The organism is Burkholderia mayonis, from assembly GCF_001523745.2.
Lineage (GTDB): Bacteria > Pseudomonadota > Gammaproteobacteria > Burkholderiales > Burkholderiaceae > Burkholderia > Burkholderia mayonis.
In genome coordinates this window covers 1,253,361-1,275,047 of record NZ_CP013387.1, presented here as the reverse complement: position 1 = coordinate 1,275,047, position 21,687 = coordinate 1,253,361, and the positions used below count along the sequence as shown (strand labels likewise).

Here is a 21,687-nt window from a genome sequence, read left to right as displayed (position 1 = left end):
CCGCGGTTCGCCGCGATCGAGCCGGATCGCGACGAGCCGCGGACCGCCCGCCGCGCCGCCCGCGACAGGAATTCGGTGCAGCCGGCATAATGACTGCCCCGCCGGCCGGTTCACGCAGGATCACCGATGCTTCTCACGACACTCGAACAACTCGAAGCGCACTACGGCAAGCCGAGCGATCGCTCGCTGTGGAAGGAAATCCCGTACATGAGCGACGACTACCGCGCATTCGTCGCGAAGTCGCCGTTCGTCGTGCTCGCGTCATCGGGCGCGGGCGGCCTGGACTGTTCGCCGCGCGGCGACCGCCCCGGCTTCGTCCGCGTGCTAGACCCGCGCACGCTCGCGATCCCCGACCGTCCCGGCAACAACCGCATCGACACACTGCGCAACATCGTCACGAACGGACGCGTCGGCGTGCTGTTCGTCGTGCCGGGCGTCGGCGAGACGCTGCGCGTGAACGGCCGCGCGAAGGTGTCGATCGATCCCGAGTTGCTCGCGTCGTTCGCGGTCGACGGCAAGCCGGCGAAGGCGGCGATCGTCGTCGACATCGAAGCCGTCTATTTCCATTGCTCGAAGGCGTTTCTGCGCTCGCAGCTGTGGGATGCCTCGAAGCACGTGCCGCGCACGGAACTGCCGTCGCCGGGCGCGATCCTGAAGAAGCTCGCGCCCGCCGGATTCGACGCCGAGCAATACGAGCGCGAACTCGACGAGCGCAATCGCACGCGGCTCTATTGATTCGATCGGCGGATGCGCGCCGAGAATGCGGCGCCGCTTGCTCGATCGCGCGGCGTCGGCGCGATGGCGGAACGGCGGCGGAAAAAAAACGGAAGGGCCGGCGGACGTTCCGCCTGTCAGGCGGGAAGACTGCTCGGAGATCGACTTTCGCTGTCCAAGGCGTGAGTCCCGTGAGTTGATAGCTTCGTCAGTTTTGAAGGCTGCATACTCCGTCAAACGCGCGCCGCGCGCCAAACAATCTATGACAATCTTTGCCCGTCGATTTGAACGTGCTTAACAGTCGTCGCGCGCGGTCTTTGCCATTATGAACTCAACGAATACGAACGCGACGGGGCCACCGTTAGCATGCACCCTACGCCAAGCGGTCGGAGAACTGCGCGGCGTAGGCTGACGGTTTCGATCGCGCCGAATCCCGTATGACGGACGGCAATCCGCGCACCGCTTTCTCTTCTTCACGCCTTCGCAGCACCAATCAATTCATCCGCAAGCACACGCGACGCCTCGGCAACGCCGGGTCGTCGCACATGCGCGTGCGGCGCAGCAATCGCGTACACGACGCCCGGTGCACTCCGCTTCGCTTGGCAAGCTCCTTAACATCTTGTTTCCGAATCGCCCGGAACATCGCCGACGATGCGCACTCACATTGGATCGTAGTATCCGTTGAAATCCGATTCACGATTCACGATTCACGATTCACGACCAGAGGGAGATAACGTGAAATATTTACCGTTCATCGCATTGATTGTGGCAACTTCGGCCAGCGCCGCGGGCGCCGACGTCCAGAACGTGGGACAGAGCCAGAAGCCTGCGCAGGATGTCTCGACCTGCATCGCGAAAACCTGGGCCGACAAGGCGCAACAGCAGGTCGTCACGCAGGAAGTGCTCGCGAACGGTCTCGCGGCTGACGTCTATGTGCCGGGCCAGCAACCGCCGAACGGCGCGGCCGCGGTCGTGCGCCCCGCGCGCTCCGGCAACGCGAAGACGTGGGTCGGCTTCCGCGCGGGCAGCGGCTCGGCGGACAGCGCGGCCGCAGGCGACATCAATAGCTGCCTGTAAAGCCTGACATGCCGGCCACGCCGGCATGAGCCGCATGGTCCCGACACGCCGGCGCGGCGAAAGCCGCGTCGGCGTGTCGTTTGCAGGGCTTGCGCGCATTGATCGATGCGCGCAAGCCGCGCCGTCATCGACTCGACCCGTTCTCCGTCAGACGCAGCCTCTTCATGTCACGCGCCGGAGATGCCGGGCAGATTGCCGCCCCGCCGGCGAAACGGCCATCGAGACGGCTAACGATCCCGCTTCGCACGCAGCATCGCGCGCCGCTTGAGGCTCTCGTCCGACCAGATCTCGTCGGACGCGTAGTATTCGGGCACGGCGCGTGCGTCGGGCGGCAGGATTACCCACGGCTGTTTCGACGACGTGAAGATATGGATGTCGGGCGGCAGGCGATCCGGATCGTCGAGCGTACCGACGCGAACGAAGCTCACCGCGCTGCCGCCGCCCGCATAGTGGCTCCACACCGCGACACGGCAACGCGGGCAGCGCGCGATCTTCTGGCCCTTGCCGCTGTTCGACGGCGTATCGACGATGTCGACTGCGCCGCGCAGCAGCAGCAAGCGGTCCGATTCGATCAGCGCGTTCAGCGCGAACGCCGTGCCGGTTTCCCGCTGACACCAGCGGCAATGGCAGCAATGCACGATGAGCGGCCGGGATGTCATCCGGTAGCGCACCGCGCCGCACGTGCAGCCGCCTTCGTAGATCGGGGAATCATCGGTTTGCATACGTCGCCTCGCTTGAAAAGGGTACGACCGCCAATGTTTCTCACCATGCGATGATCCCTCTTCGCGCGATGCGTGTGAAGCGCCCCAGCGTTGCGCGCCCGCCAGCCAGCCCGTGCCCGCCCGCGCTGCGCCGCCCGTTTGCCGCAGCACGCGTGCATGCCGCGCCGCACGACGAATCTGCGAAATCCTGGCGAACGATGGCATGATATCGACCTTGCGTGTCATTACACCCACCTGCATCCGAACATGTCGAACCTGATCGTCCATGGCGGCGCCCCGCTTCGCGGAGAAATCACGCCGTCCGCCAACAAGAACGCCGTCTTGCCCATCCTGTGCGCGACGCTTCTCACCGACCAGCCGCTGCGGCTCGTCGGCGTGCCGGACATCACCGATGTCCGCAAGATCCTCGACATCTTCCGCACGCTCGGCAGCGACGTGTCGATCGACTACGCGACGGGCGCGCTCGACCTGCACCACCGCGCGACGGCGTTCGATCCGGCCGTGCACCGGCTGCCGGAGGAAATGCGCTCGTCGATCATGCTGGTGCCGCCGCTTCTCGCGCGCTTCGGCGTCGCGCGGCTCGAGAACGACGTGAAGGGCTGCACGCTCGGCGTGCGCGAAATCGACCCGCACGTCGAGGTGTTCGAGCGCTTCGGCGCGCGGATCGAGCGCACGTCCGATTCGCTGATCGTGCGCGCCGACGGGCCGCTCACGTCGAATCATCATTGGCTCGACTACGCGTCGGTCACGACGACCGAGAACTTCGTGCTGTGCGCGGCGTCGGCGAACGGCACGTCGACGCTCGTCAACGCCGCGTCGGAGCCGCACGTGCAGGAGTTCTGCCGATTCCTCGCGATGCTCGGCGTGCCGATCGAAGGCATCGGCACGTCGCATCTGAGCATCCAGGGCGGCCGCGCGCTCGCGGGGGGCGAGTACCGCTTCAACGAGGACTTCCACGAGATCGCGACGTTCCTCGCACTCGGCGCGATCACGGGAGGCGACATCGCGGTGCGCAACGGCTCGCCCGAGCAGTTTCCGCTGATCGACCGGACCTTCGCGAAGTTCGGCGTTCAGGTCGCGCACGAGAACGGCTGGTCGCACGCGCTGCGCGACGGTCCGCTGAAGGTCAAGCAGCCGTTCACGCGCAACATCCTGACGAAGGTCGAGGCCGCGCCGTGGCCGTACCTGCCTGTCGATCTGCTGCCGATCTTCATCGCGCTCGGCGTGCAGGCGCAAGGCAGCGTGATGTTCTGGAACAAGGTCTACGACGGCGCGATGGGCTGGACGGGCGAGCTGTCGAAGTTCGGCGCGCACGTGTTCCTGTCCGATCCGCATCGGCTGATCACGTTCGGCGGGCTGCCGCTCAGCCCCGCGCGCGTCGAAAGCCCGTACATCATCCGCGTCGCGATCGCGCTCTTGATGGTCGCGGCGAGCATCGACGGCCGCTCGGAGATCCTGAATGCGCAGCCGATCCGGCGCGCGCATCCGCATTTCGTCGAGAATCTGCGCTCGGTCGGCGCGAACGTCGAGTGGACGAGCAGCGAGTAAATCGATGGGCGGTGCCGGCGCGCGCGCGCGAGATCGCGCCGCGCCCTCACCGGCGCTCGTCGGCCGCCTACTTGAGCCGGCCGGACAGGAACTGCGACAGGCGCTCGCTCTTCGGATTGACGAGCACATCCTGCGGATGTCCCTCTTCCTCGATCCGCCCCTGGTGCAGGAAGATCACGTGATTCGACACGTTGCGCGCGAAGCCCATCTCGTGCGTGACGACGATCATCGTGCGTCCCTCTTCCGCGAGCGCCTGCATCACCTTCAGCACTTCGCCGACGAGTTCCGGATCGAGCGCCGACGTCGGCTCGTCGAACAGCATCACTTCGGGCTCCATCGCGAGCGCGCGCGCGATCGCGACACGCTGCTGCTGGCCGCCCGACAGGTGCGACGGATATTTCGCCTCGACGCTCGGCGCGAGCCCCACTTTCCGCAGGTACTCGCGCGCCCGCGCCTCGGCCTCGGCGCGCGACAGGCCGAGCACGCTGACAGGCGCCTCGATCACGTTCTCGAGCACGGTCATGTGCGCCCACAGATTGAAGTGCTGGAACACCATCGCGAGCTTCACGCGCATCCGCTGCAATTGCTTCGGATCGCCGATCTTCGGCGCGCCGCGCCTGTCGCGCGCCACGCGGATCGACTCGTCGCCGAGCGTGATCGTGCCCGCGCAAGGCTGCTCGAGAAAGTTGATGCAGCGCAGGAACGTGCTCTTTCCCGAGCCGCTCGAGCCGATGATGCTGATCACGTCGCCCGCCTTCGCCTTCATCGAGATGCCCTTCAGCACCTCGTTGTCGCCGAACTTCTTGTGCAGGTCGTCCACACTGAGCTTGTACATTCGCCGTCGTCCTTGATCGTCGTTGAGCTTCGTTGATCGATGCCGCTGTGCGCGTCAGCGTCCCTGCGGTCTCAGGAACGCCAGCCAGCGCGCCTCCATCCGGCGGAACAGCCAGATGAGGCCGAACACGACGACCGCATACAGCACGGCCGCGATCCCGTACGCCTGAAACGATGCGTAGGTCGCCGAATTGACGTCGCGCGTGACTTTGAGGATGTCGGGCACGGTCGCCGTGAACGCGAGCGTCGTCGCGTGCAGCATCAGGATCACTTCGTTGCTGTAGCTCGGCAGCGCGCGGCGCAACGCCGACGGCAGGATCACGCGCGTGTACAGCTTGAACCGCGACATCCCGTATGCGAGCCCCGCCTCGATCTCGCCCGGCGACGTCGACTTGATCGCGCCCGCGAAGATCTCGGTCGCATACGCGCATTCGTTCAGCGTGAACGCGAGCAGCGTGCAGTTCATCGCGCTTCGGAAGAAGCTGTCGAGCCACGCATGATCGTGCACGACGCCCAGGCTATAGATGCCCGTGTAGCAAAGCAGTAGCTGCACGTAGAGCGGCGTGCCGCGAAACACGTATGTGTAGAGCCAGACCGTGCGCGACAGCAAGCGGTTGCGCGACGCGCGCGCGATCGCGAGCGGCACCGCGAGGCAAAAGCCGAGCCCGATCGACACGACGAGCAGCCACAGCGTGATCGCGAGGCCGCTGATCCGGTAGCCGTCGCTGAACAGGTAGTTCTGCCAATATTGACCGATGATCTGAATCACAGCGCCAGCCTCCGCACACCCGCCGAATAGCGTTTTTCTAGATACATCAACACGAGATTCGACAGCGTCGTGATCGCGAGATAGATCGCGCCCGCCGCGAGCGTGAAGAAAAAGAAATTCAGCGTGCTCTTGCCTGCGTCCTGCGACGCCTTCACGACGTCGGCGAGGCCGATGATCGACACGAGCGCGGTCGCCTTCACGAGCACCTGCCAGTTGTTGCCGATGCCGGGCAGCGCGAAGCGCATCATTTGCGGGAACATGATTCGCGCGAACACGCGCCACGAGCTCATCCCGTACGCGAAGCCCGCTTCGAGCTGACCGCGCGGCACCGCGAGGAACGCACCGCGGAACGTCTCGGTGAAGTAAGCGCCGTAGATGAAGCCCAGCGTGACGATGCCCGCGACGAACGGGTCGATGTCGATCTGATCGACGCCGAGCATGTCGGTCGCGTCGTTCAGCAGGATCTGGATCCCGTAGAACAGCAGCAACATCAGCACGAGATCCGGCACCGCGCGAATCAGCGTCGTGTAGAACGTGCCGATGCCGGCCAGCACGCGGTTCGGCGACAGCTTGGCCGCCGCGCCCGCGAGCCCGAGCGCGAGCGACGCGGCGAGCGAAAGGACGGCGAGCTTGACCGTTTCGACCGTGCCGGCCCATAGCAGCGGACCGAAGCCTTGAAAGAGCATCTGCGATTTCCTCGATGTGCACGGGCGCGGCACGCCGTCGCCGCGAAGCGGGCGCGCAACCTGTCCGTCGGGTTTCCGGGAGCTTACGAACGGCTTCTGGCGGCGATTTCAGTCGCGCCGAAGTTGTATGTACAACTTTGCGCCGTCCGACTATGGCCAGCAATCAGTGTTTCTATCTAATGTCCAATCGGACGCGTCATGCTCGAACGCTGCGCGGGCCGCGGCGCACATTCGTCCGGACCGCGAAACGAATCCGCCGCGAGGAACGATCCGGTGCGTTCGCCGCGCCGCCGGCCCATGAAAAAAGGGCTTCGGCCGACACGCCGAAGCCCTTCCTCCCGCATCGTGCGACGTGCGCGTCAGAACGTATGCATCATCCCGGCGTATGCGCCCGTCTGCGATTCTCCCGCGAGCGGGCTCGTGTTCGGCGTCGCGTCGCGCGGCGTCGCGAGCAGCGAGAAGTTCGAATTCCCGCCGTTGCGCACATAGGCGACCGTGCCGTACAGGAAAGTCCGCTTCGACAGGTTGTAAGTCGTCCCGAGCGCATACATGATCGCGTGGCCGGACGGATCGTGCGACGCATCGCCGCCGTCGCCGCCGCGCACGCGCACGTAGTAGCCGCCGCCCGTCACCGCCCACTGCGGATTCGCCTGATACGTCGCGCCGAGCCAGAAGTGATCGGCGCGATCGGCGAGGCCCGCCGGGGTGTCGGGCGCCGAGTAATGCGTATAGGCGCCCTGGATCTTGAACTTCTGCACCTTCACGTTCGCCCCGATGAAGTACTCGCGCGAGCTCGAGAAGATGTTGCTCATGCGGCCGTTGCTGTCGCGCAGCTCGTCGTACATGCCGCGCACGTCGAGCATCGGCGAGTGATACGAGAGCATCACGCCGTCCGAGCGGCCGAAGTCGCCGGGCGCGCCGTAGTTGAAGCCGCGCGACTGGTTGCCGAACGCATATTGCGCTTGCACGTCGAAGCCGCCGAACACCGGGCTGTGATATTCGACGTTGTTGCTCGTCTGCTGCCAGTTGCGGCCGCGCACGAGCGACGCCGATGAGAACGCCTGCTGGACGAACGGATCGAATTCCCACACGCCGTCGCTGTCGATGAAAAGATTGCGGCCCGCCTGCAGCGTGCCCCACATGTCGTTCTTCAGGCCGACGTACGCGCGCCGCGACCACATCCGGCCGCCGCCCGTCGTGCCGTTCATCACCTGGAACGCGGTCTCCAGGTTGAAGATCGCCGCCGTGCCGCCGCCCAGATCCTCGACGCCTTTCAGGCCGAACATGCTGGTGCCCCAGTCGCCGCTCTCGGCGCTCCAGCGCGACGAACTGCCGCCCGAAGGGTTCGCGATGTGATTCAGGTATTCGATGCCGCCGTCGACCCGGCCGTACAGCGTGACGCTCGTTTGCGCGCAAGCGAGCGCCGGCCCGGCCGCGACGATCGCAGCCATCATTTTCTTCGAATGAAAACCCATTGTTCTCCGCCTATTGTCTTCTCTCAGGTTCCAAACACGTCCGGCACGCCGCTCAACCGCGATCGATCGAATAGCGTCCGGGGCCAGCCGCGCACAGGGCGAACAGGCCGCCCGTGATCGCGATGTTCTTGTAGAAGTGGATCATCATGTTCATCTGCTCGGCGGCCGGCATCGACCAGTAGTGATGGCCGATGATCGCGGTGCCGATCGTGTAGAGGCCGAGCAAGAGCGCGAGCGGCCGCGTGTAGAAGCCGATCAGGATCGCGATGCCGACGAAGAACTCCATCACGACCGCGACGACCGCCGCGACCGACGGCAACGGCGTGCCCTCGGCCGCCATGAACTGGACTGTGCCCGAGAAATTCAGCAGTTTCTCCCAGCCGAAGATCACGAACAGGATGACGAGCAGAATGCGGGAAAGCAGCAGGAGAAGGTCTTTCTGAGGCGCAAGGAAGGTTTGTCTCATTATCGTCTGGAGCGGGAAGCGGACGCCGCGCGCGAGGCGTCGCGCACGTGCCGGTTGCGAACCGAGGCGGCTCACGGCTCACGGCGCACGCCGTGAGCCGCCTCCCTGTCGACTGCGACCTGCCACCGGACAGCCGCCCGGTGCGATGCCGTCCTCCTCGATCGCCGGATAACCGACCCGTACGTTACTGCGAGGCGCGCAGCTTCGCAACGTCCTGTTCGCTCACTTTCGCCGCCGGATTGCCGAACTGGACGGTCAGGTAGTTCGTCAGCGCGGCGATCTGCGCATCCGACAGTTCGTGGCGGAACGCCGGCATCCCGACGTCTTCCTTGCCCGCCTTGCGCGCGACGCCGTTCAGGATCACCTGCACGAGGTTCGTCGGATTCGGCGCGCCGACGGTCGAGTTATGGAAGAGCGGCGGATAGTAGCCGTCCGGCGTGCCCTTGCCCTGCATCTGGTGGCAGCTCGCGCAGTTGCCGAGATAGAGCCGCGCGGGATCGATGCCCGTCGACGCGAGCGCGACGCCGCGCAGCCGGATCCCGTCCTCGGCCGGCTTGCCCCATGCGGAGCGCGCCTTCGCGCTGCCGTCGGCGACGGCGGGCACTGTGCGGATGTACGTCGCGATCGCGCCGATGTCGGCATCGGTCATCTGCGAGAAGCTGTGCTCGACCGCTTCGGCCATCGGCCCCGCCGCCTGCGCGAGACCCGGCACGCTGCCCGTGCGTAGGTACTGGACGAGCTGCTGCTGCGACCAGCCGCCGATCCCCGCGCTCGTGTCCGACGTGATGTTGTAGCCGTCCCAGCCCGACAGCACCGAGCCCGCAAGGAAGCTGCCGCCGCCCGTATCGTCGAGCGACTTCTCCTGCAGCGCGACGCCGCGCGGCGTGTGGCACGTGCCGCAGTGCGCGAGGCCCTGCACGAGATACGCGCCGCGGTTCCATTCGACGCCGCGCTCGGGCTTCGGCTGGTACGCGCCGTCCTTCAGGAACAGGAGATTCCAGATCTTGAGCGGCCAGCGCATGCTCAGATACCACGGAATGTCGTTCTTGCGCGCCGGCTGCCTGACCGGTTCGACGCCGTGCGTGAAGTACGCGTAGAGCGCCTTCACGTCGTCGTCGGTGACTTTCGCATACGACACGTACGGCATTGCCGGATACAGGTTGTCACCGTTCTTCGCGACACCATGACGCACCGCGCGCTCGAAGTCCGCGAACGTCCAGTCGCCGATGCCCGTTTCCTTGTCGGGCGTGATGTTGGTCGTGTAGATCGTGCCGAGGACGGGCGCACGCATTGGCAAGCCGCCCGCGAACGGCTTGCCGCCCTTCGCCGTGTGGCACGCCATGCAGTCGCCCGCGACGGCCAGATAGCGGCCGCGTTCGACGAGCGCAGCATCGCCGGAGCGTGCGGCCGGGGCGATCGCGGCGGCCGCAGCCGGCGCGGACGCAGCGGCGGCGGGCGCGGACGCAGCCGTGGCGGCGTCCGCCGCGCCCGCCAGGCCGGGCAATGCGAGGCAGCCGGCCAGTACGAAGGAAAGGGTTCGTTTCGGCATCAGATTTCCTTCTTCAACTGGTCCGAGATCCGCAGCGCGAGCGCCGCGATCGTCAGCGTCACGTTCACCGTGCCGACCGTCGGCATCGTCGCGCTGCTCGAAACGAACAGGTTCGGATGGTCGAACGTGCGGCAGTCCTTGTCGACGACCGAATCGTGCGGGTCGGCGCCCATGATCGTCGCGCCGGTGATGTGGTTGTTCGGCGCGAACTCGTCGTTGAACGCAACATCCGTGCCGCCGAGCACCTTCGCGGCGGTCGCATAGACCTCGCGCGTGTGCACCGCGCCCCGCCTTACGTAGTCGTCGATCGCGTAGGTGATTTCCGGGCGCGGGATGCCGATCCCGTCGGTCGCCGTCTTGCTCGGCACGATCCGGTTCTCTGGCTGCGGCAGGATCTCGTGGAAGCAGTCGAACTGCACGTAGCGCGCGGAACGGTCGCGGATCTGCGCGTCGAGCTCGGCGGGCTTCAAGAGCTTGCCGGCCTTGAAGATCTTCTGCGTTTCCTGGTCGATGCGTGACAGATTCGACAGATGGATCTTCTTCGCCGCTTCGGTCGCGCGGAACGCGCCGTCGCGAAAGCCGATCAGCGACGTCATCTCCTGCGGGCCGCGGCCCGGCCAGAGTTTCTCGCTCGCGTAGAACGACACGCCCGTGCCCGGGTGGTCCATCAGGTTGCGGCCGACCATGTCGGAGCTGTTGCCGACGCCGTTCGGGAAATCGTGGCTCGTCGACATCAGCATCAGCTTCGGCGTCTCGATGCCGTTCGCGGCGAGCACGAAGTACTTGCCTTCGACGCGATGCTCGACACCCTTCGGGTCCTTGTAGCGCGCCGCGACGATTTTCTTCTGCGGGCCGACTTCGAGCTTGTGGACGACCGCGTTCTCGATCAGCTTCGCGCCCGCCTGCTCGGCCTTCTCGACGTGGACGATGCCGTTGTACATCGCGCCGATCGGGCAGATCGGCATGCAGTTGTTGTTGCCGCAGCAGGTCGGACGGCCGTCGTACGGACGGCTGTTGCGCGCGACGGGTTCGGTCACGACGTGGAACTTCGGATCGTAGCCGTTGAGCGCGGTCTTGATCGTCTGCTCGTTGTAAGACAGCGGCAGCGGCGGCATCGGATACGGCTGCTTGCGCGGCGACAGCAAATCCTCTTCGGCGCCCGGCCCCCAGACGCCCAGTTCCTCCTCGGCGCGCTGGTAGTAATGCTCGAGATCATCGTACTGGATCGGCCAGTCGCGGCCGACGCCGTAGACGGTCTTCATCTTGAAGTCGTTCGGAATGAAGCGCCACGCGGACGCAGCCCAGTGCCACGTCGTGCCGCCCACCGCGCGGATGTACTGCGAGTTGAACTTGTGCTCGCCCTTCAGGACCAGGTAATCGTTCGGCGGGCCGTACTCCGGATGCGGCGCCCACGGGCTCGACGGATACGGCGCCATGAAGTCCATCTTGTCCGGCTGGTTGCGAAAGCGCTCGACGATCTCCCAGCGCGGCATCCGCGGGCCGGCTTCGAGCAGGATCACCGACTTGCCCGCCATCGCGAGCTGATGCGCGACGATCGCACCCGCGACGCCCGAGCCCACGACAACGACGTCGGCTTGCTGTGTATCGGCCATCAGGCTTGCCTCTCGATCGGTTTGTCGGCCCAGAAGCCGGGTTTGCTGGGGCAGTACGAGCGGATCACGAGCGTGTCCGACACGACGCCGAACATCAGCGCTTCTTCATAGGTGATCACGACGTTGTCGACGATGCCGAGATACCACGCTTCGAGAATGCGCAGCGAGAGGGCTTCCTGATCGGGCGTGAGCGCGTTCGCAGCGAGCGAGCCGGCAAGCTTCGGCAGCCCGTCGCCGAGTTCGAACGAACCCTTCTGCAGCGCACGCAGCAACCGTTCGCCGACCGCGCGGTTCAGGCCGGTCTTGCCGGTCAACGCTTCGGACAGCGTCATGAACGCATCGAGCGGCGCGGCGCTCGGACCTTCGGCGAGCGCGCGCAACGTGAGCGAGCCGGCAAGGCCCAATGCGGTCAGCGCGAGCGAGCGCTGCAGCCATTGGCGTCGAGTGAGCCCCCCACCCATGGGCTCGGCCGCGTCGCCCGAGCGACGCGCGTGGGGATTGGTGTCGTTATTCATCGTTCCTTCTCTCAGGCGTCGGGTTCGGGAAAACGAGTCTTGATATGTCCCGAACGCCGGCGCGGACCCGAAATGTACGCGCTCATCGCCAATTGAACAATACCTTATATAGTTCATCAAATCGTTTTGCATTCCCTTGCATTGTGGCTCCGGCTGTTTTTTTCAGTTTCAGCAAGAAACTGTTTCGTAATATGGAGTTACGGCATCCGAACTATCCGGAATGCGCAGCAGTGCGATGTGACGGGATCGTGAAGCTGCGTGTCGATTGTCGCGACACGCGCGAGGCGAGCGACATACAGAGCCGGCCGCGTATCCGGGCACGGCTGGGCCGCCGGCGGCCCTGCCGCAATCGACCGGTCAAGGGACCGGCGCGGCGAGGCGCGCCGCGCCGCCCTCCGCCGAGCGCGGACCCTATTCAGTACTGCGCGCGATCGCTGGGATTCTTGAAGAGCGCGCGCATTTCCGGCGACAACGGAAAATTCAGATTCAGCCCGCGCGGCGGAATCGGCTGCATGAACCACTTGTCGTAGAGCTTCTCCGCTTCGCCCGACGTCTGCATCTGCGCGATCGTCGAATCGACGAGCTTCTTGAGCGCGGGATCGTCCCTGCGCATCATGCACGCGTAGTTCTCGTGGACGAGCGGCGTACCCGCGACCACGTAAGCCCCCGGATTCTTCTCCTTCGCGAGTTCGCCATACAGCAGCGGCTCGTCCATCACGAACGCGGCCGCACGGCTCGTCGTCACGTTCATGAACGCCTCGGCGTGGTCCTTCGCGCTGATGATCGTCATGTTCATGTTCCTGTCTTCGTTCAGCTTGCGCAGGAGGCGCTCGTCGGACGTGCCCGCCGTCGTCACGACGGTCTTGCCCGCGAAATCGCCGAAGTCCTTGATGCCCGAGTCCTTGCGCGTGCTGAAGCGGATGCCGTACAGGAAGATGCTGTTCGAGAACGCCGCCTGCTTCTGCCGCTCGAGCGTGTTCGTCGTCGACCCGCATTCGAAGTCGATCGTGCCGTTCTGCACGAGCGGAATGCGGTTTTGCGACGTGATCGGAATTTCCTTGACGACGAGTCCGGGCAGCTTCAATTGCCGCTTGATCTCGTCGATGATCTTCGCGGCGATGTCGCGCGAATAGCCGATGTTCTTCTGCTGATTGTCGGAATACGAGAACGGCACCGACGATTCGCGAATGCCGAGCCCGACGACGCCCGTCTCCTTGATTTTCTTGAGCGTACCGGTGAGTTCCTGTGCATGAACGGCGCCTGCAGCCATGCAGACGAACGCGGCGACGGGCCAGTTGAAACGAACGTGCATGCTTTTCTCCAAAGAAGTCGAATGAAAAGCGATCGTAATCCGTTCAAAAACCACTGGCGGCATGCGCTGCGGCAACCTTCGGGTCGCATGACGCCGCCGCCTTCCGGCGGTGCGCCGAATACGCATTTGCTCACCCGTTTGATACGGTCGTTCTCGGTTTACCGCGCTTATCTCAAAATTACACTCAAATCAGGCCATGCGATACACCAAAAATGCTCGTGTATTTGTGCGGTGAGCGACTATATTTTCGGAAAGACTATCAAGAATTGTTAAACGCAGCCGTTACTCACACCAGTACCTCCGATCGGGCGCGCACGAGCCCGGCGGAATCCGGACAAGACCTGGCGATGTATCGGGATGCAACCGAAGGGCGACGATGCTCACGGACTTCTCACGCCACGGATCTTGACCGCGTCAACCGCACACGCGGTTTCGAAACCAAGGGTGGAGAGGCGCCATGAACAACAAACGTAGCAATCCTGATCAGACGCGGTTTGGCCAAGCCCGCGCCGTCGCCGGCATTCTCTCCGTGTCCCTCCTCGTTCCGCTCGCCGGTTGCGGCGGAGGCGGCGGCGGGGGCGGAGGCAGCGCACCATCCGCAGCCGCGCAACCGACTCCGACACCTGCTCCGACATCGGGCTCGTCGCAATCCTCGACTTCGACGACGGCCTGCCCCGTCACGCAAACCGCATCGGCCGCCGCAAGCGCCTCCCTCGTCTCCAGCACCGTTCAACAGGACGCGCCCGTCGACCATCTGATCGTCAAGCTGCAAAACGCATCGGCGACGACGGCGTCGGGCGCGCGGATCATGGCCGCGACGAACGACGCGGCGCGTCTCGACGCGGTGATCCAGCGCGCGATGTCGCAATGGAGCACGAAGGGCGGCGCCGCGCGCTCGTATGCGCAAAACATCGCGCAGACGAGTGCCGTGCAGGTCGAGCGGACGATGTCGGGCGGCGCGGCGCTGCTCGCGCTCGGACAAAAGATGAACGCGGATACCGCCAGCGCGCTCGCGCAAACGTTCGCGGCCGATCCGGACGTCGCGTACGCGGAGCCCGACCGGCGCGTCTTCGCCCACACCGTGGCGACCGATCCGAACTACGCGCAGCAGTGGAACTACTTCGATCCGACGGCCGGCATCGATCTGCCGAACGCGTGGAGCGTGACAACCGGCTCGCCGACCGTCGTCACTGCGGTGCTCGACACCGGCTATCGTCCGCATCCGGACATCATCGCAAATCTGTTGCCCGGCTACGACTTCATTTCCGACATCAACACCGGCAACAACGGGCACGGTCGCAGCCCGGACGCGACCGATCCGGGCGACTGGGTCACGCAGCAGGAGCTGACCGATCCGTCGAGCCCGTTCTATAACTGCGCGAGCGCGCCGTCGAACAGCAGTTGGCACGGCACGCAGGTCGCCGGCATCATCGGCGCCGCCGCGAACAACGGCATCGGCATCGCGGGCGTCAACTGGTACGGCAAGATGCTGCCCGTGCGCGTGCTCGGCAAGTGCGGCGGCACGACGAGCGACATCGCCGACGCGATGCGCTGGGCGGCCGGCCTCCCCGTCGCCGGCGCGCCGACGAATCTGACGCCCGCGAAGGTCATCAACCTCAGCCTGGGCGGCAAGGGCCCGTGCGGCGACACGTTTCAGCAGGCAATCAACGACGTCATCGCACAAGGTGCGACCGTCGTCGTCGCGGCCGGCAACGACGGCCAGGCGACGACCCAGGATCGCCCCGCGAACTGCACGGGCGTGATCGCGGTCGGCGCGACCGACAGCACGGGCCAGCGTGCGTGGTACAGCAACTTCGGCGCTGACATCATGCTGAGCGCGCCGGGCTCGAACATTCTGTCGACGACCAACGCGGGCACGACGGTGCCGGCGTCCGACGCGTACGGCACGCACAGCGGCACGAGCCTCGCCGCGCCGCAAGTGGCGGGCGTCGCGTCGCTGATGCTCGCGGTGAATCCGAACCTGACGCCCGCACAGATCGCGCAGAAGCTCGCGAGCACCGCGCGGCCGTCGGCGTCGACGGCGTCCTGTCTCGCGCGCGCGCCGGGTGCGGGGATCGTCGACGCGGGCACCGTGGTTGCGTCCGCAACGAAATAGCCACGCGAACCGCACGTGATCGTGCAGCGGCCGCCCGTTCGGGCGGCCGCTTGCTTTGCCGCCGCGCGCGGCCGCGGTCGCGCGACGACGCACATGCGCCGCACGAACGAATGCGCAGACCGTGTAAACCTGCCGTAAAAAGCTTGACGCTTCGCACGCCGACCCCTTACCATCGCCCCCGTCTTGATACTTGGAGTGTTCCGTGAACACCGATGCGAGTTGTAGTCGGTCCTGCACCGGCTTGACTGCTGACTGAGGCATTCGCGCAGAGCCCCACGCTTCTGCCGCATCCCGCCAGCAGGATGCGGCGTCTTTCCGGCCATCTCGGCTCGATCTTCCCGCCACGATTTTCTCGAATGAACGATGCATGCGCCGCCGTGCGCGCGTCGTGCTCGTTCGTTCTCGCCATCCGCGGCCCGCGCCGCGCATGCGCTTGCGTGCCGCTCGTGCATGCATCGCTTTCGCAGCGACCCGTGATGCGCGCCCTTCATTCCGGATGCCTTATCGCATCCGGCCGACGATCGACAGGAGTCCAGATGGAAGCAGACGACAGTAGCCGATTACCGCTCGCCGGCGTCATGCCGGGCGGCGCATGCGCCGCGTCGGCTGCGCCGGCGAGCGACCCCGATTTTTCACTCATTCAGCCGAACGCGCGCGACGCGAAGCGGCGGGAGACGCTCGTCCATCGATAACGACGACGCTCCCCGCTCGCCGCGCGCGACACACGGAGCGTCCGATGACACAACGCACTCCCTCAAAGAACAAGCAACGCGGGTTCCTCCATTACGGCGCACGGGACGACGGCGACGATCGCCGCCCGATGCGCATCGAATACGAATCCGCGCAACCGCTCGCCGACACGCTCGACAACCTGCGCACGAGCGAGCGCGGCCTCACGACATCCGACGCCGAGGATCGCCTGCTGCGCGACGGCCCGAACGAAATCGCGCACGACAAGCCGCCGCACTGGAGCCGGCAGCTGCTGACGTCGTTCAACAACCCGTTCGTCTACGTGCTGCTCGTGCTCGCCTCGATCAGCTTCCTCACCGACGTCTACTTCGCCGAGCCGGACGATCGCGACTACGTCAAGATCACGATCCTGCTCGCGATGATCACGATCAGCGTGCTGCTGCGCTTCGTGCAGGAATTCCGCTCGCTGCGCGCCGCCGAGAAGCTGAAGGCGATGGTGCGCACGACGGCGACCGTGCAGCGCCGCACCGACGACGCGAGCGCGCCGATCAAGCACGACGTGCCGATGCGCGACGTCGTCGTCGGCGACATCGTGCATCTGTCCGCGGGCGACATGATCCCCGCGGACGTGCGGCTGATTTCGTCGCGCGATCTCTTCATCAGCCAAGCGGTGCTGACGGGCGAAGCGCTGCCCGTCGAGAAGTACGACACGCTCGGCGCCGTCGCGCAGAAATCCGCCGAGCCGGCGAACGGCAACGGCAGCGGCAGCGGCGACGCCGGCCACGACGGTTCGCTGCTCGATCTCGCGAACGCGTGCTTCATGGGCACCAACGTCGTGAGCGGCACGGCGACCGCGGTCGTCGTCGCGACGGGCGCCGGCACGTATTTCGGCGCGCTCGCGAAGAACGTCGTCAGCCACAAGCGGGTCGAGACGAGCTTCGATCGCGGCGTGTCGAGCGTCAGCTGGCTGCTGATCCGTTTCATGCTCGTGATGGTGCCGGTCGTCTTCATGATCAACGGCCTCACAAAGGGCGACTGGCTGAGCGCGCTGACGTTCGCACTCGCCGTCGCAGTCGGCCTGACGCCCGAGATGCTGCCGATGATCGTCAGCGCGAACCTCGCGCGCGGCGCGGTCGCGATGGCGCGGCGCAAGGTCGTCGTCAAGCGGCTGAACGCGGTCCAGAACTTCGGCGCGATGGACGTGCTCTGCACCGACAAGACGGGCACGCTCACGCAGGACAAGATCATCCTCGAGCATCACCTCGACGTGTCCGGCCGCAAGAACGAGGACGTGCTGCGCCTCGGCTGGCTGAACAGCTTCCACCAGAGCGGCCAGAAGAATCTGATCGACATCGCGATCGTCAATCGTGCGAATCAGCTCGGCGAATGGATCAAGCCGCAGGGCTATCGCAAGATCGACGAACTGCCGTTCGATTTCGTGCGGCGGCGCCTGTCCGTCGTCGTCGAGGACCCGCGTGGCGCGCATCTGCTCGTCTGCAAGGGCGCGGTCGAGGAGATGCTCGCGGTGTCGACGCACGTTCAGGATAACGAAGGCGTGCGCCCGCTCGATTTCGTCGAGCGCAAGCGGCTTCTCACGCAGGCGAACGCATACAACGAAGACGGCTTCCGCGTGCTGATCGTCGCGACGCGCTCGATCCCGCGCGGCGACGAGCGCGAGCAATACCGGACGGCCGACGAACGCGACCTCGTCGTGCGCGGCTTCCTGACGTTCCTCGATCCGCCGAAGGAATCCGCCGCGCCGGCGCTCGCCGCGCTGCGCGAGAACGGCGTCGCGGTCAAGGTGCTGACGGGCGACAACCCGACCGTCACGCTGAACGTGTGCCGGCAAGTCGGCCTCGAGCCCGGCAAGCCGCTCCTCGGAACCGAAGTCGAAGCGCTCGGCGATGCGGCGCTCGAAAAGGCGGTCGAGCGCACCACCGTGTTCGCGAAGCTCACGCCGCTGCAGAAGGCGCGGATCGTGAAGGCGCTGCAGGCGAACGGCCACACGGTCGGCTTCCTCGGCGACGGGATCAACGACGCGCCCGCGCTGCGCGATGCCGATGTCGGCATCTCGGTCGACAGCGGCGCGGACATCGCGAAGGAGACCGCCGACATCATCCTGCTCGAGAAGAGCCTGATGGTGCTCGAAGAAGGCGTGATCAAGGGCCGCGAGACGTTCGGCAACATCCTCAAGTACCTGAACATGACCGCGAGCTCGAACTTCGGCAATGTGTTCTCGGTGCTCGTCGCGAGCGCGTTCCTGCCGTGGGAGCCGATGCTCGCCGTGCAGATGCTCGTGCTGAACCTCGTCTACGACACGTCGCAGATGCTGCTGCCGTGGGACAAGATGGACCCCGAATTCCTGAAGAAGCCGCGCAAGTGGGAAGCGAAGAACATCGGCCGCTTCATGCTGTGGGTCGGGCCGACGTCGTCGGTGTTCGACATCACGACGTACGTGCTGATGTGGACCGTGTTCGGCGCGGGCGCGCTGTACCACGCGCAAGGCGGCGCGGGCGGCCAGCTCGTGATGAACTCCGGCTGGTTCGTCGAGAGCCTCGTGTCGCAGACGATCGTCGTCCATCTGCTGCGCACGCAGAAGATCCCGTTCCTGCAGAGCACCGCGTCGCTGCCCGTGCTGATGTCGACGACGATCGCGATCGCGATCGGCTGCTGGCTGCCGTTCTCGCCGTTCGCCGAAGCGCTCGGCTTCATCCATCTGCCCGGCAGCTACTGGCTGTGGCTCGTCGCGACGATGGCGGGCTACATCATGCTCGCGCAGATCGTGAAGACGCTTTACGTCCGTCGCTACAAACAGTGGTTCTAAAGCGACGCATCCCTCTCGCATCCGGCCGCGCGCGGCGCGCGCGCCGGCCGCTCGTTTCATCGAAGGTGACGATATGAAAAGAATGCTTCCGCTCGCAGCCGCAGGCGCCCTTTTCGCGCCCTCCGGCGCGCAAGCCGACCACCCGTTCACGTCCGACGACACCAACACGCAAGGCGACGGTAGCTGGCAGTACGAAATGAACGTCGAGCGCACGTCGAAGCAGTCCGACATCGGCCGCCAGCAGCTCTGGAACACGACGCTCACGCGCGGCTTCGGCGAGCGCGTCGATCTGTACATGCAAGCGCCGTACACGCACGTGCAGACACGCTCCGACGAACAGGGCTCAGGCTTCGGCGACATCGAAATCGGCGCGAAATGGCGCGTGCTGGAACGCGGGCCGTTCAGCATCGCGGTGAAGCCGCGCTTCACGGTGCCGGTCGGCGACGACGCGCGCGGCCTCGGCAACGGCCGCGTGAACGCGGGCGCGATGCTGCTCGCGCAGTACGACATCGCACGCGTGCAACTGCTCGCCAATGCAGGCCTGATGTATCAGCCAAATCGCCAGGACGGCCTGACGTCGATCTGGCAGGCGTCCGGCGCGGCGATCTATCGCGCGACGGACAAGCTGCGGCTGGGCATCGACGTCGGGATCTCGCGCAATCCCGAGCGCGGCGCCGGCGCGAATCCAGCGTACGTGATCGCGGGCGCGATCTACTCGCCGCGCGGCTGGCTCGATCTCGACATCGGCTATCGGCGCGGGCTCAACGATCAGATCTACGATCATTCGTTGATGGCGGGGATCTCGGCGCGGTGGTAAGCCGGATCATTGCTGCATGACGGCGGGGCGGTCCGTGGACCGCCCCGCTCTTGTTTACGCCGCCCGTCGAATCGTGCCCGCATGCGTGTCGTCGATTCGCACGCGCGTGGTTGCGTCAGGCGTCGCCACGCGCCGCGGCAGCATCGCCGAAAAGCGCAGCGCACCATTCCAGCCCCTGCGCCGTCAGCATCGCGCGGCCCGTGCCGTCGTCGCGCAGGATCGTCTCGGTCAAGCCGGCCGCATCGAGCTGCGTCAACGTGCGCCGCAGCGTGCTCATCGGCACGCGCGCGCGTTTGCCGAGCTTCGCGAGCGACCACGGCGCGCCGCGCGCTTCGACGGCCGCATCGCGCAATCGCAGCAGCACCGCGACGATCGCCGGATCGAGCCGGCCGTCGTCATCGTCATGCGAGATCGCATCCCGTTCGTCGACCTCCGCCGAACCGCCTCGCTCGTTCCGCTCGCCGTGATCCCCTTCCATCATCATCGTCCCGTCCTCTCGTCGATCGGGCGCGCGCCGCGCATCGCCCCACCCGTCATCTCTTTGCACATACCGCCGCCAACCGGCCGACCGTCTTCACCGCCTCCTCGATCTGCCGAGACCACGGATAGCTGTAATTGAGCCGGATGAAGCGCCGATACGCGCCCGTCGTCGAGAACATGTGCCCCGGCCCGAGCGTGATCTTCTGCGCGAGCGCGAGCCGGTACAGCTCCATCGCATCGGCGCCGCCCGGCAGCTCGACCCACAGCACGTAGCCGCCGCGCGGCTGCGACAGCCGCGTGCCGTCCGGAAAGAAGCGCCGCACCATCGCCGCCATCATGCTCGCCTGCTGCGCATAGAGCTTGCGAATCCGCCGCAGATGATGATCGTAGCCATCGTGCTTCAGATACTCGGCGATCGCGAGCTGGTCGATCGCGGGCGTCGCGAGCGTGTTCAGGAACTTGAGCTTTTCGACCTGATCGCGGTAGCGCCCCGGCATCGCCCAGCCGATCCGGTACGCGGGCGACAGGCTCTTCGAGAACGACGCGCAGTGCAACACGAGCCCGCGCGAATCGAACGCCTTCAGCGTGCTCGGCCGCGCGGCGCCATAGTAAAGCTCGTGATAGACGTCGTTCTCGATCGCCGGCACGTCGTGCCGCGCGAGCAGCTCGACGAGCGCGCGCTTGCACTCGTCCGGCATCAGAAAGCCGAGCGGATTCTGGAAATTCGGCATCACCATGCAAGCGGCAATGCGCTCGCTCGTAAGGATCCGCGCGAGCGCGTCGATGTCGATTCCCTCGCCCGGATGCGTCGCGACCTCGATCGCGCGCATCCCGAGCCGCTCGATCGCGTGCAGCATCGCATAGAACGTCGGCGATTCGACTGCGATCGTGTCGCCCGGCTTCGCGACCGCCTGCAGGCACAGATTGATCGCCTCGGTCGCACCGATCGTCACGACGATCTCGTCCGGATCGACCGCGACGCCGCTCTCCAGATAGCGGCGCGCGATCTGCCGGATCAGCTCCGGATTGCCGGGCGGCAAGTCGTCGATCACGCCCCAGCGCGTGCGCCGCCGCGCGATCGCCTGCGCGTGCCGCGCGATCCGCTGCGCGGGAAACGGCGTCGCATCCGGATACGGCGAGCCGAGCGGCACCGCGTCGTCGCGCGCGATCGAGCGCAGCGTCGACAGCACGAGCCGGCTCACGTCGACGGCCGACGACACCGCGACGGGCGTCGACGCATGCAGTTCCGGCTCCGGCGCGTCCTGCCGCGCGCGCACGAAATAGCCGGACTGCGGCCGGCTCTCGATCGCGCCGCGGCTCTCGAGCACCAGATACGCGCGCACGACGGTCGTGACGCTGAGCCGGTGCTGGCGGCTCGCCTGCCGCACCGACGGAATCCGCTCGCCCGGCCGGTAGACGCCGCGCCGGATCATCGCCTCGATGTCGTCCGCGAGCTGTTCGTAGCGCTTCACCGCGTGCC

The 21,687-nt window shown here is 65.9% G+C and carries 18 protein-coding genes; 6 read left to right on the top strand and 12 right to left on the bottom strand.

The genetic code is table 11. The features are described from left to right. The first annotated feature begins 126 nt into the window (after window positions 1–126). Both WS70_RS24295 and WS70_RS24285 read left to right on the top strand, forming a co-directional pair. Window positions 127–735, top strand: coding sequence for a pyridoxamine 5'-phosphate oxidase family protein (locus WS70_RS24295; protein WP_059474003.1), 609 nt, complete (start codon window positions 127–129; stop codon window positions 733–735). Window positions 736–1,521: 786 nt separating this feature from the next. Then, entirely contained in the window at window positions 1,522–1,791 is a 270-nt protein-coding gene (locus WS70_RS24285; RefSeq protein WP_226382959.1) for a hypothetical protein, read from the top strand. 227 nt (window positions 1,792–2,018) lie between these two features. Here WS70_RS24285 and WS70_RS24280 read toward each other — a convergent pair whose 3' ends face one another. After that, window positions 2,019–2,513 (bottom strand): GFA family protein, encoded by a 495-nt coding sequence (locus tag WS70_RS24280; RefSeq protein ID WP_059474001.1) that lies wholly within the window; start codon window positions 2,511–2,513, stop codon window positions 2,019–2,021. Window positions 2,514–2,759: 246 nt separating this feature from the next. Between WS70_RS24280 and WS70_RS24275 the strand changes: the two genes are divergently transcribed. After that, entirely contained in the window at window positions 2,760–4,061 is a 1,302-nt protein-coding gene (locus WS70_RS24275; protein ID WP_059474000.1) for a UDP-N-acetylglucosamine 1-carboxyvinyltransferase, read from the top strand. Between the two features lie 67 nt (window positions 4,062–4,128). Here the strand turns inward: WS70_RS24275 and WS70_RS24270 are convergent, their stop codons facing one another. The 9 genes from WS70_RS24270 to WS70_RS24230 form a co-directional block, all read right to left on the bottom strand. Further along, the gene (locus WS70_RS24270) at window positions 4,129–4,896 is read right to left on the bottom strand and encodes an ABC transporter ATP-binding protein (protein WP_059473999.1); all 768 of its coding nucleotides are present in this window, start codon (window positions 4,894–4,896) and stop codon (window positions 4,129–4,131) included. 54 nt (window positions 4,897–4,950) lie between these two features. Continuing rightward, window positions 4,951–5,664 (bottom strand): ABC transporter permease, encoded by a 714-nt coding sequence (locus WS70_RS24265; protein WP_059473998.1) that lies wholly within the window; start codon window positions 5,662–5,664, stop codon window positions 4,951–4,953. After that, window positions 5,661–6,350 (bottom strand): ABC transporter permease, encoded by a 690-nt coding sequence (locus WS70_RS24260; protein ID WP_059473997.1) that lies wholly within the window; start codon window positions 6,348–6,350, stop codon window positions 5,661–5,663. The genes WS70_RS24265 and WS70_RS24260 overlap by 4 nt, the downstream gene beginning before the upstream one ends. 359 nt (window positions 6,351–6,709) lie before the next feature. Then, window positions 6,710–7,825 carry a porin gene (locus WS70_RS24255; RefSeq protein WP_059473996.1) on the bottom strand — a complete coding sequence of 372 codons (1,116 nt, stop codon included), beginning with the start codon at window positions 7,823–7,825 and terminating at the stop codon, window positions 6,710–6,712. A gap of 52 nt (window positions 7,826–7,877) precedes the next feature. Further along, window positions 7,878–8,291 (bottom strand): DoxX family protein, encoded by a 414-nt coding sequence (locus tag WS70_RS24250; protein ID WP_059474054.1) that lies wholly within the window; start codon window positions 8,289–8,291, stop codon window positions 7,878–7,880. A 184-nt stretch (window positions 8,292–8,475) separates the two neighbouring features. Continuing rightward, the gene (locus WS70_RS24245; RefSeq protein WP_059597682.1) at window positions 8,476–9,840 is read right to left on the bottom strand and encodes a cytochrome c; all 1,365 of its coding nucleotides are present in this window, start codon (window positions 9,838–9,840) and stop codon (window positions 8,476–8,478) included. Then, window positions 9,840–11,453, bottom strand: coding sequence for a GMC family oxidoreductase (locus WS70_RS24240; RefSeq protein WP_059597683.1), 1,614 nt, complete (start codon window positions 11,451–11,453; stop codon window positions 9,840–9,842). Before WS70_RS24240 ends, WS70_RS24245 begins: the two co-directional genes overlap by 1 nt. Then, on the bottom strand, window positions 11,453–11,968 hold the full coding sequence (locus WS70_RS24235; RefSeq protein WP_059473993.1) for a sugar dehydrogenase complex small subunit: 516 nt from the start codon (window positions 11,966–11,968) through the stop codon (window positions 11,453–11,455). The genes WS70_RS24240 and WS70_RS24235 overlap by 1 nt, the downstream gene beginning before the upstream one ends. A 415-nt stretch (window positions 11,969–12,383) precedes the next feature. Beyond that, window positions 12,384–13,280, bottom strand: a complete 897-nt coding sequence (locus WS70_RS24230; RefSeq protein ID WP_059597684.1) for a glutamate/aspartate ABC transporter substrate-binding protein — start codon at window positions 13,278–13,280, stop codon at window positions 12,384–12,386. Window positions 13,281–13,737: 457 nt separating this feature from the next. Here WS70_RS24230 and WS70_RS24220 point away from each other — a divergent pair, with 457 nt between their 5' ends. The 3 genes from WS70_RS24220 (at window position 13,738) to WS70_RS24210 (ending at window position 19,727) form a co-directional block, all read left to right on the top strand. Further along, window positions 13,738–15,396, top strand: a complete 1,659-nt coding sequence (locus tag WS70_RS24220; protein ID WP_059597685.1) for a S8 family peptidase — start codon at window positions 13,738–13,740, stop codon at window positions 15,394–15,396. Window positions 15,397–16,132: 736 nt separating this feature from the next. Next, a complete protein-coding gene (mgtA, locus tag WS70_RS24215; protein ID WP_059597686.1) occupies window positions 16,133–18,910 on the top strand; it encodes a magnesium-translocating P-type ATPase in 2,778 nt (925 codons plus the stop codon). 73 nt (window positions 18,911–18,983) lie between these two features. Further along, complete coding sequence (locus WS70_RS24210; protein WP_059597687.1) at window positions 18,984–19,727, top strand: transporter; 744 nt, start codon at window positions 18,984–18,986, stop codon at window positions 19,725–19,727. A gap of 115 nt (window positions 19,728–19,842) precedes the next feature. Here WS70_RS24210 and WS70_RS24205 read toward each other — a convergent pair whose 3' ends face one another. Continuing rightward, window positions 19,843–20,205, bottom strand: coding sequence for a hypothetical protein (locus WS70_RS24205; protein ID WP_059474053.1), 363 nt, complete (start codon window positions 20,203–20,205; stop codon window positions 19,843–19,845). 55 nt (window positions 20,206–20,260) lie between these two features. Continuing rightward, entirely contained in the window at window positions 20,261–21,679 is a 1,419-nt protein-coding gene (locus WS70_RS24200; protein WP_059597688.1) for an aminotransferase-like domain-containing protein, read from the bottom strand. Window positions 21,680–21,687 lie beyond the last annotated feature (8 nt).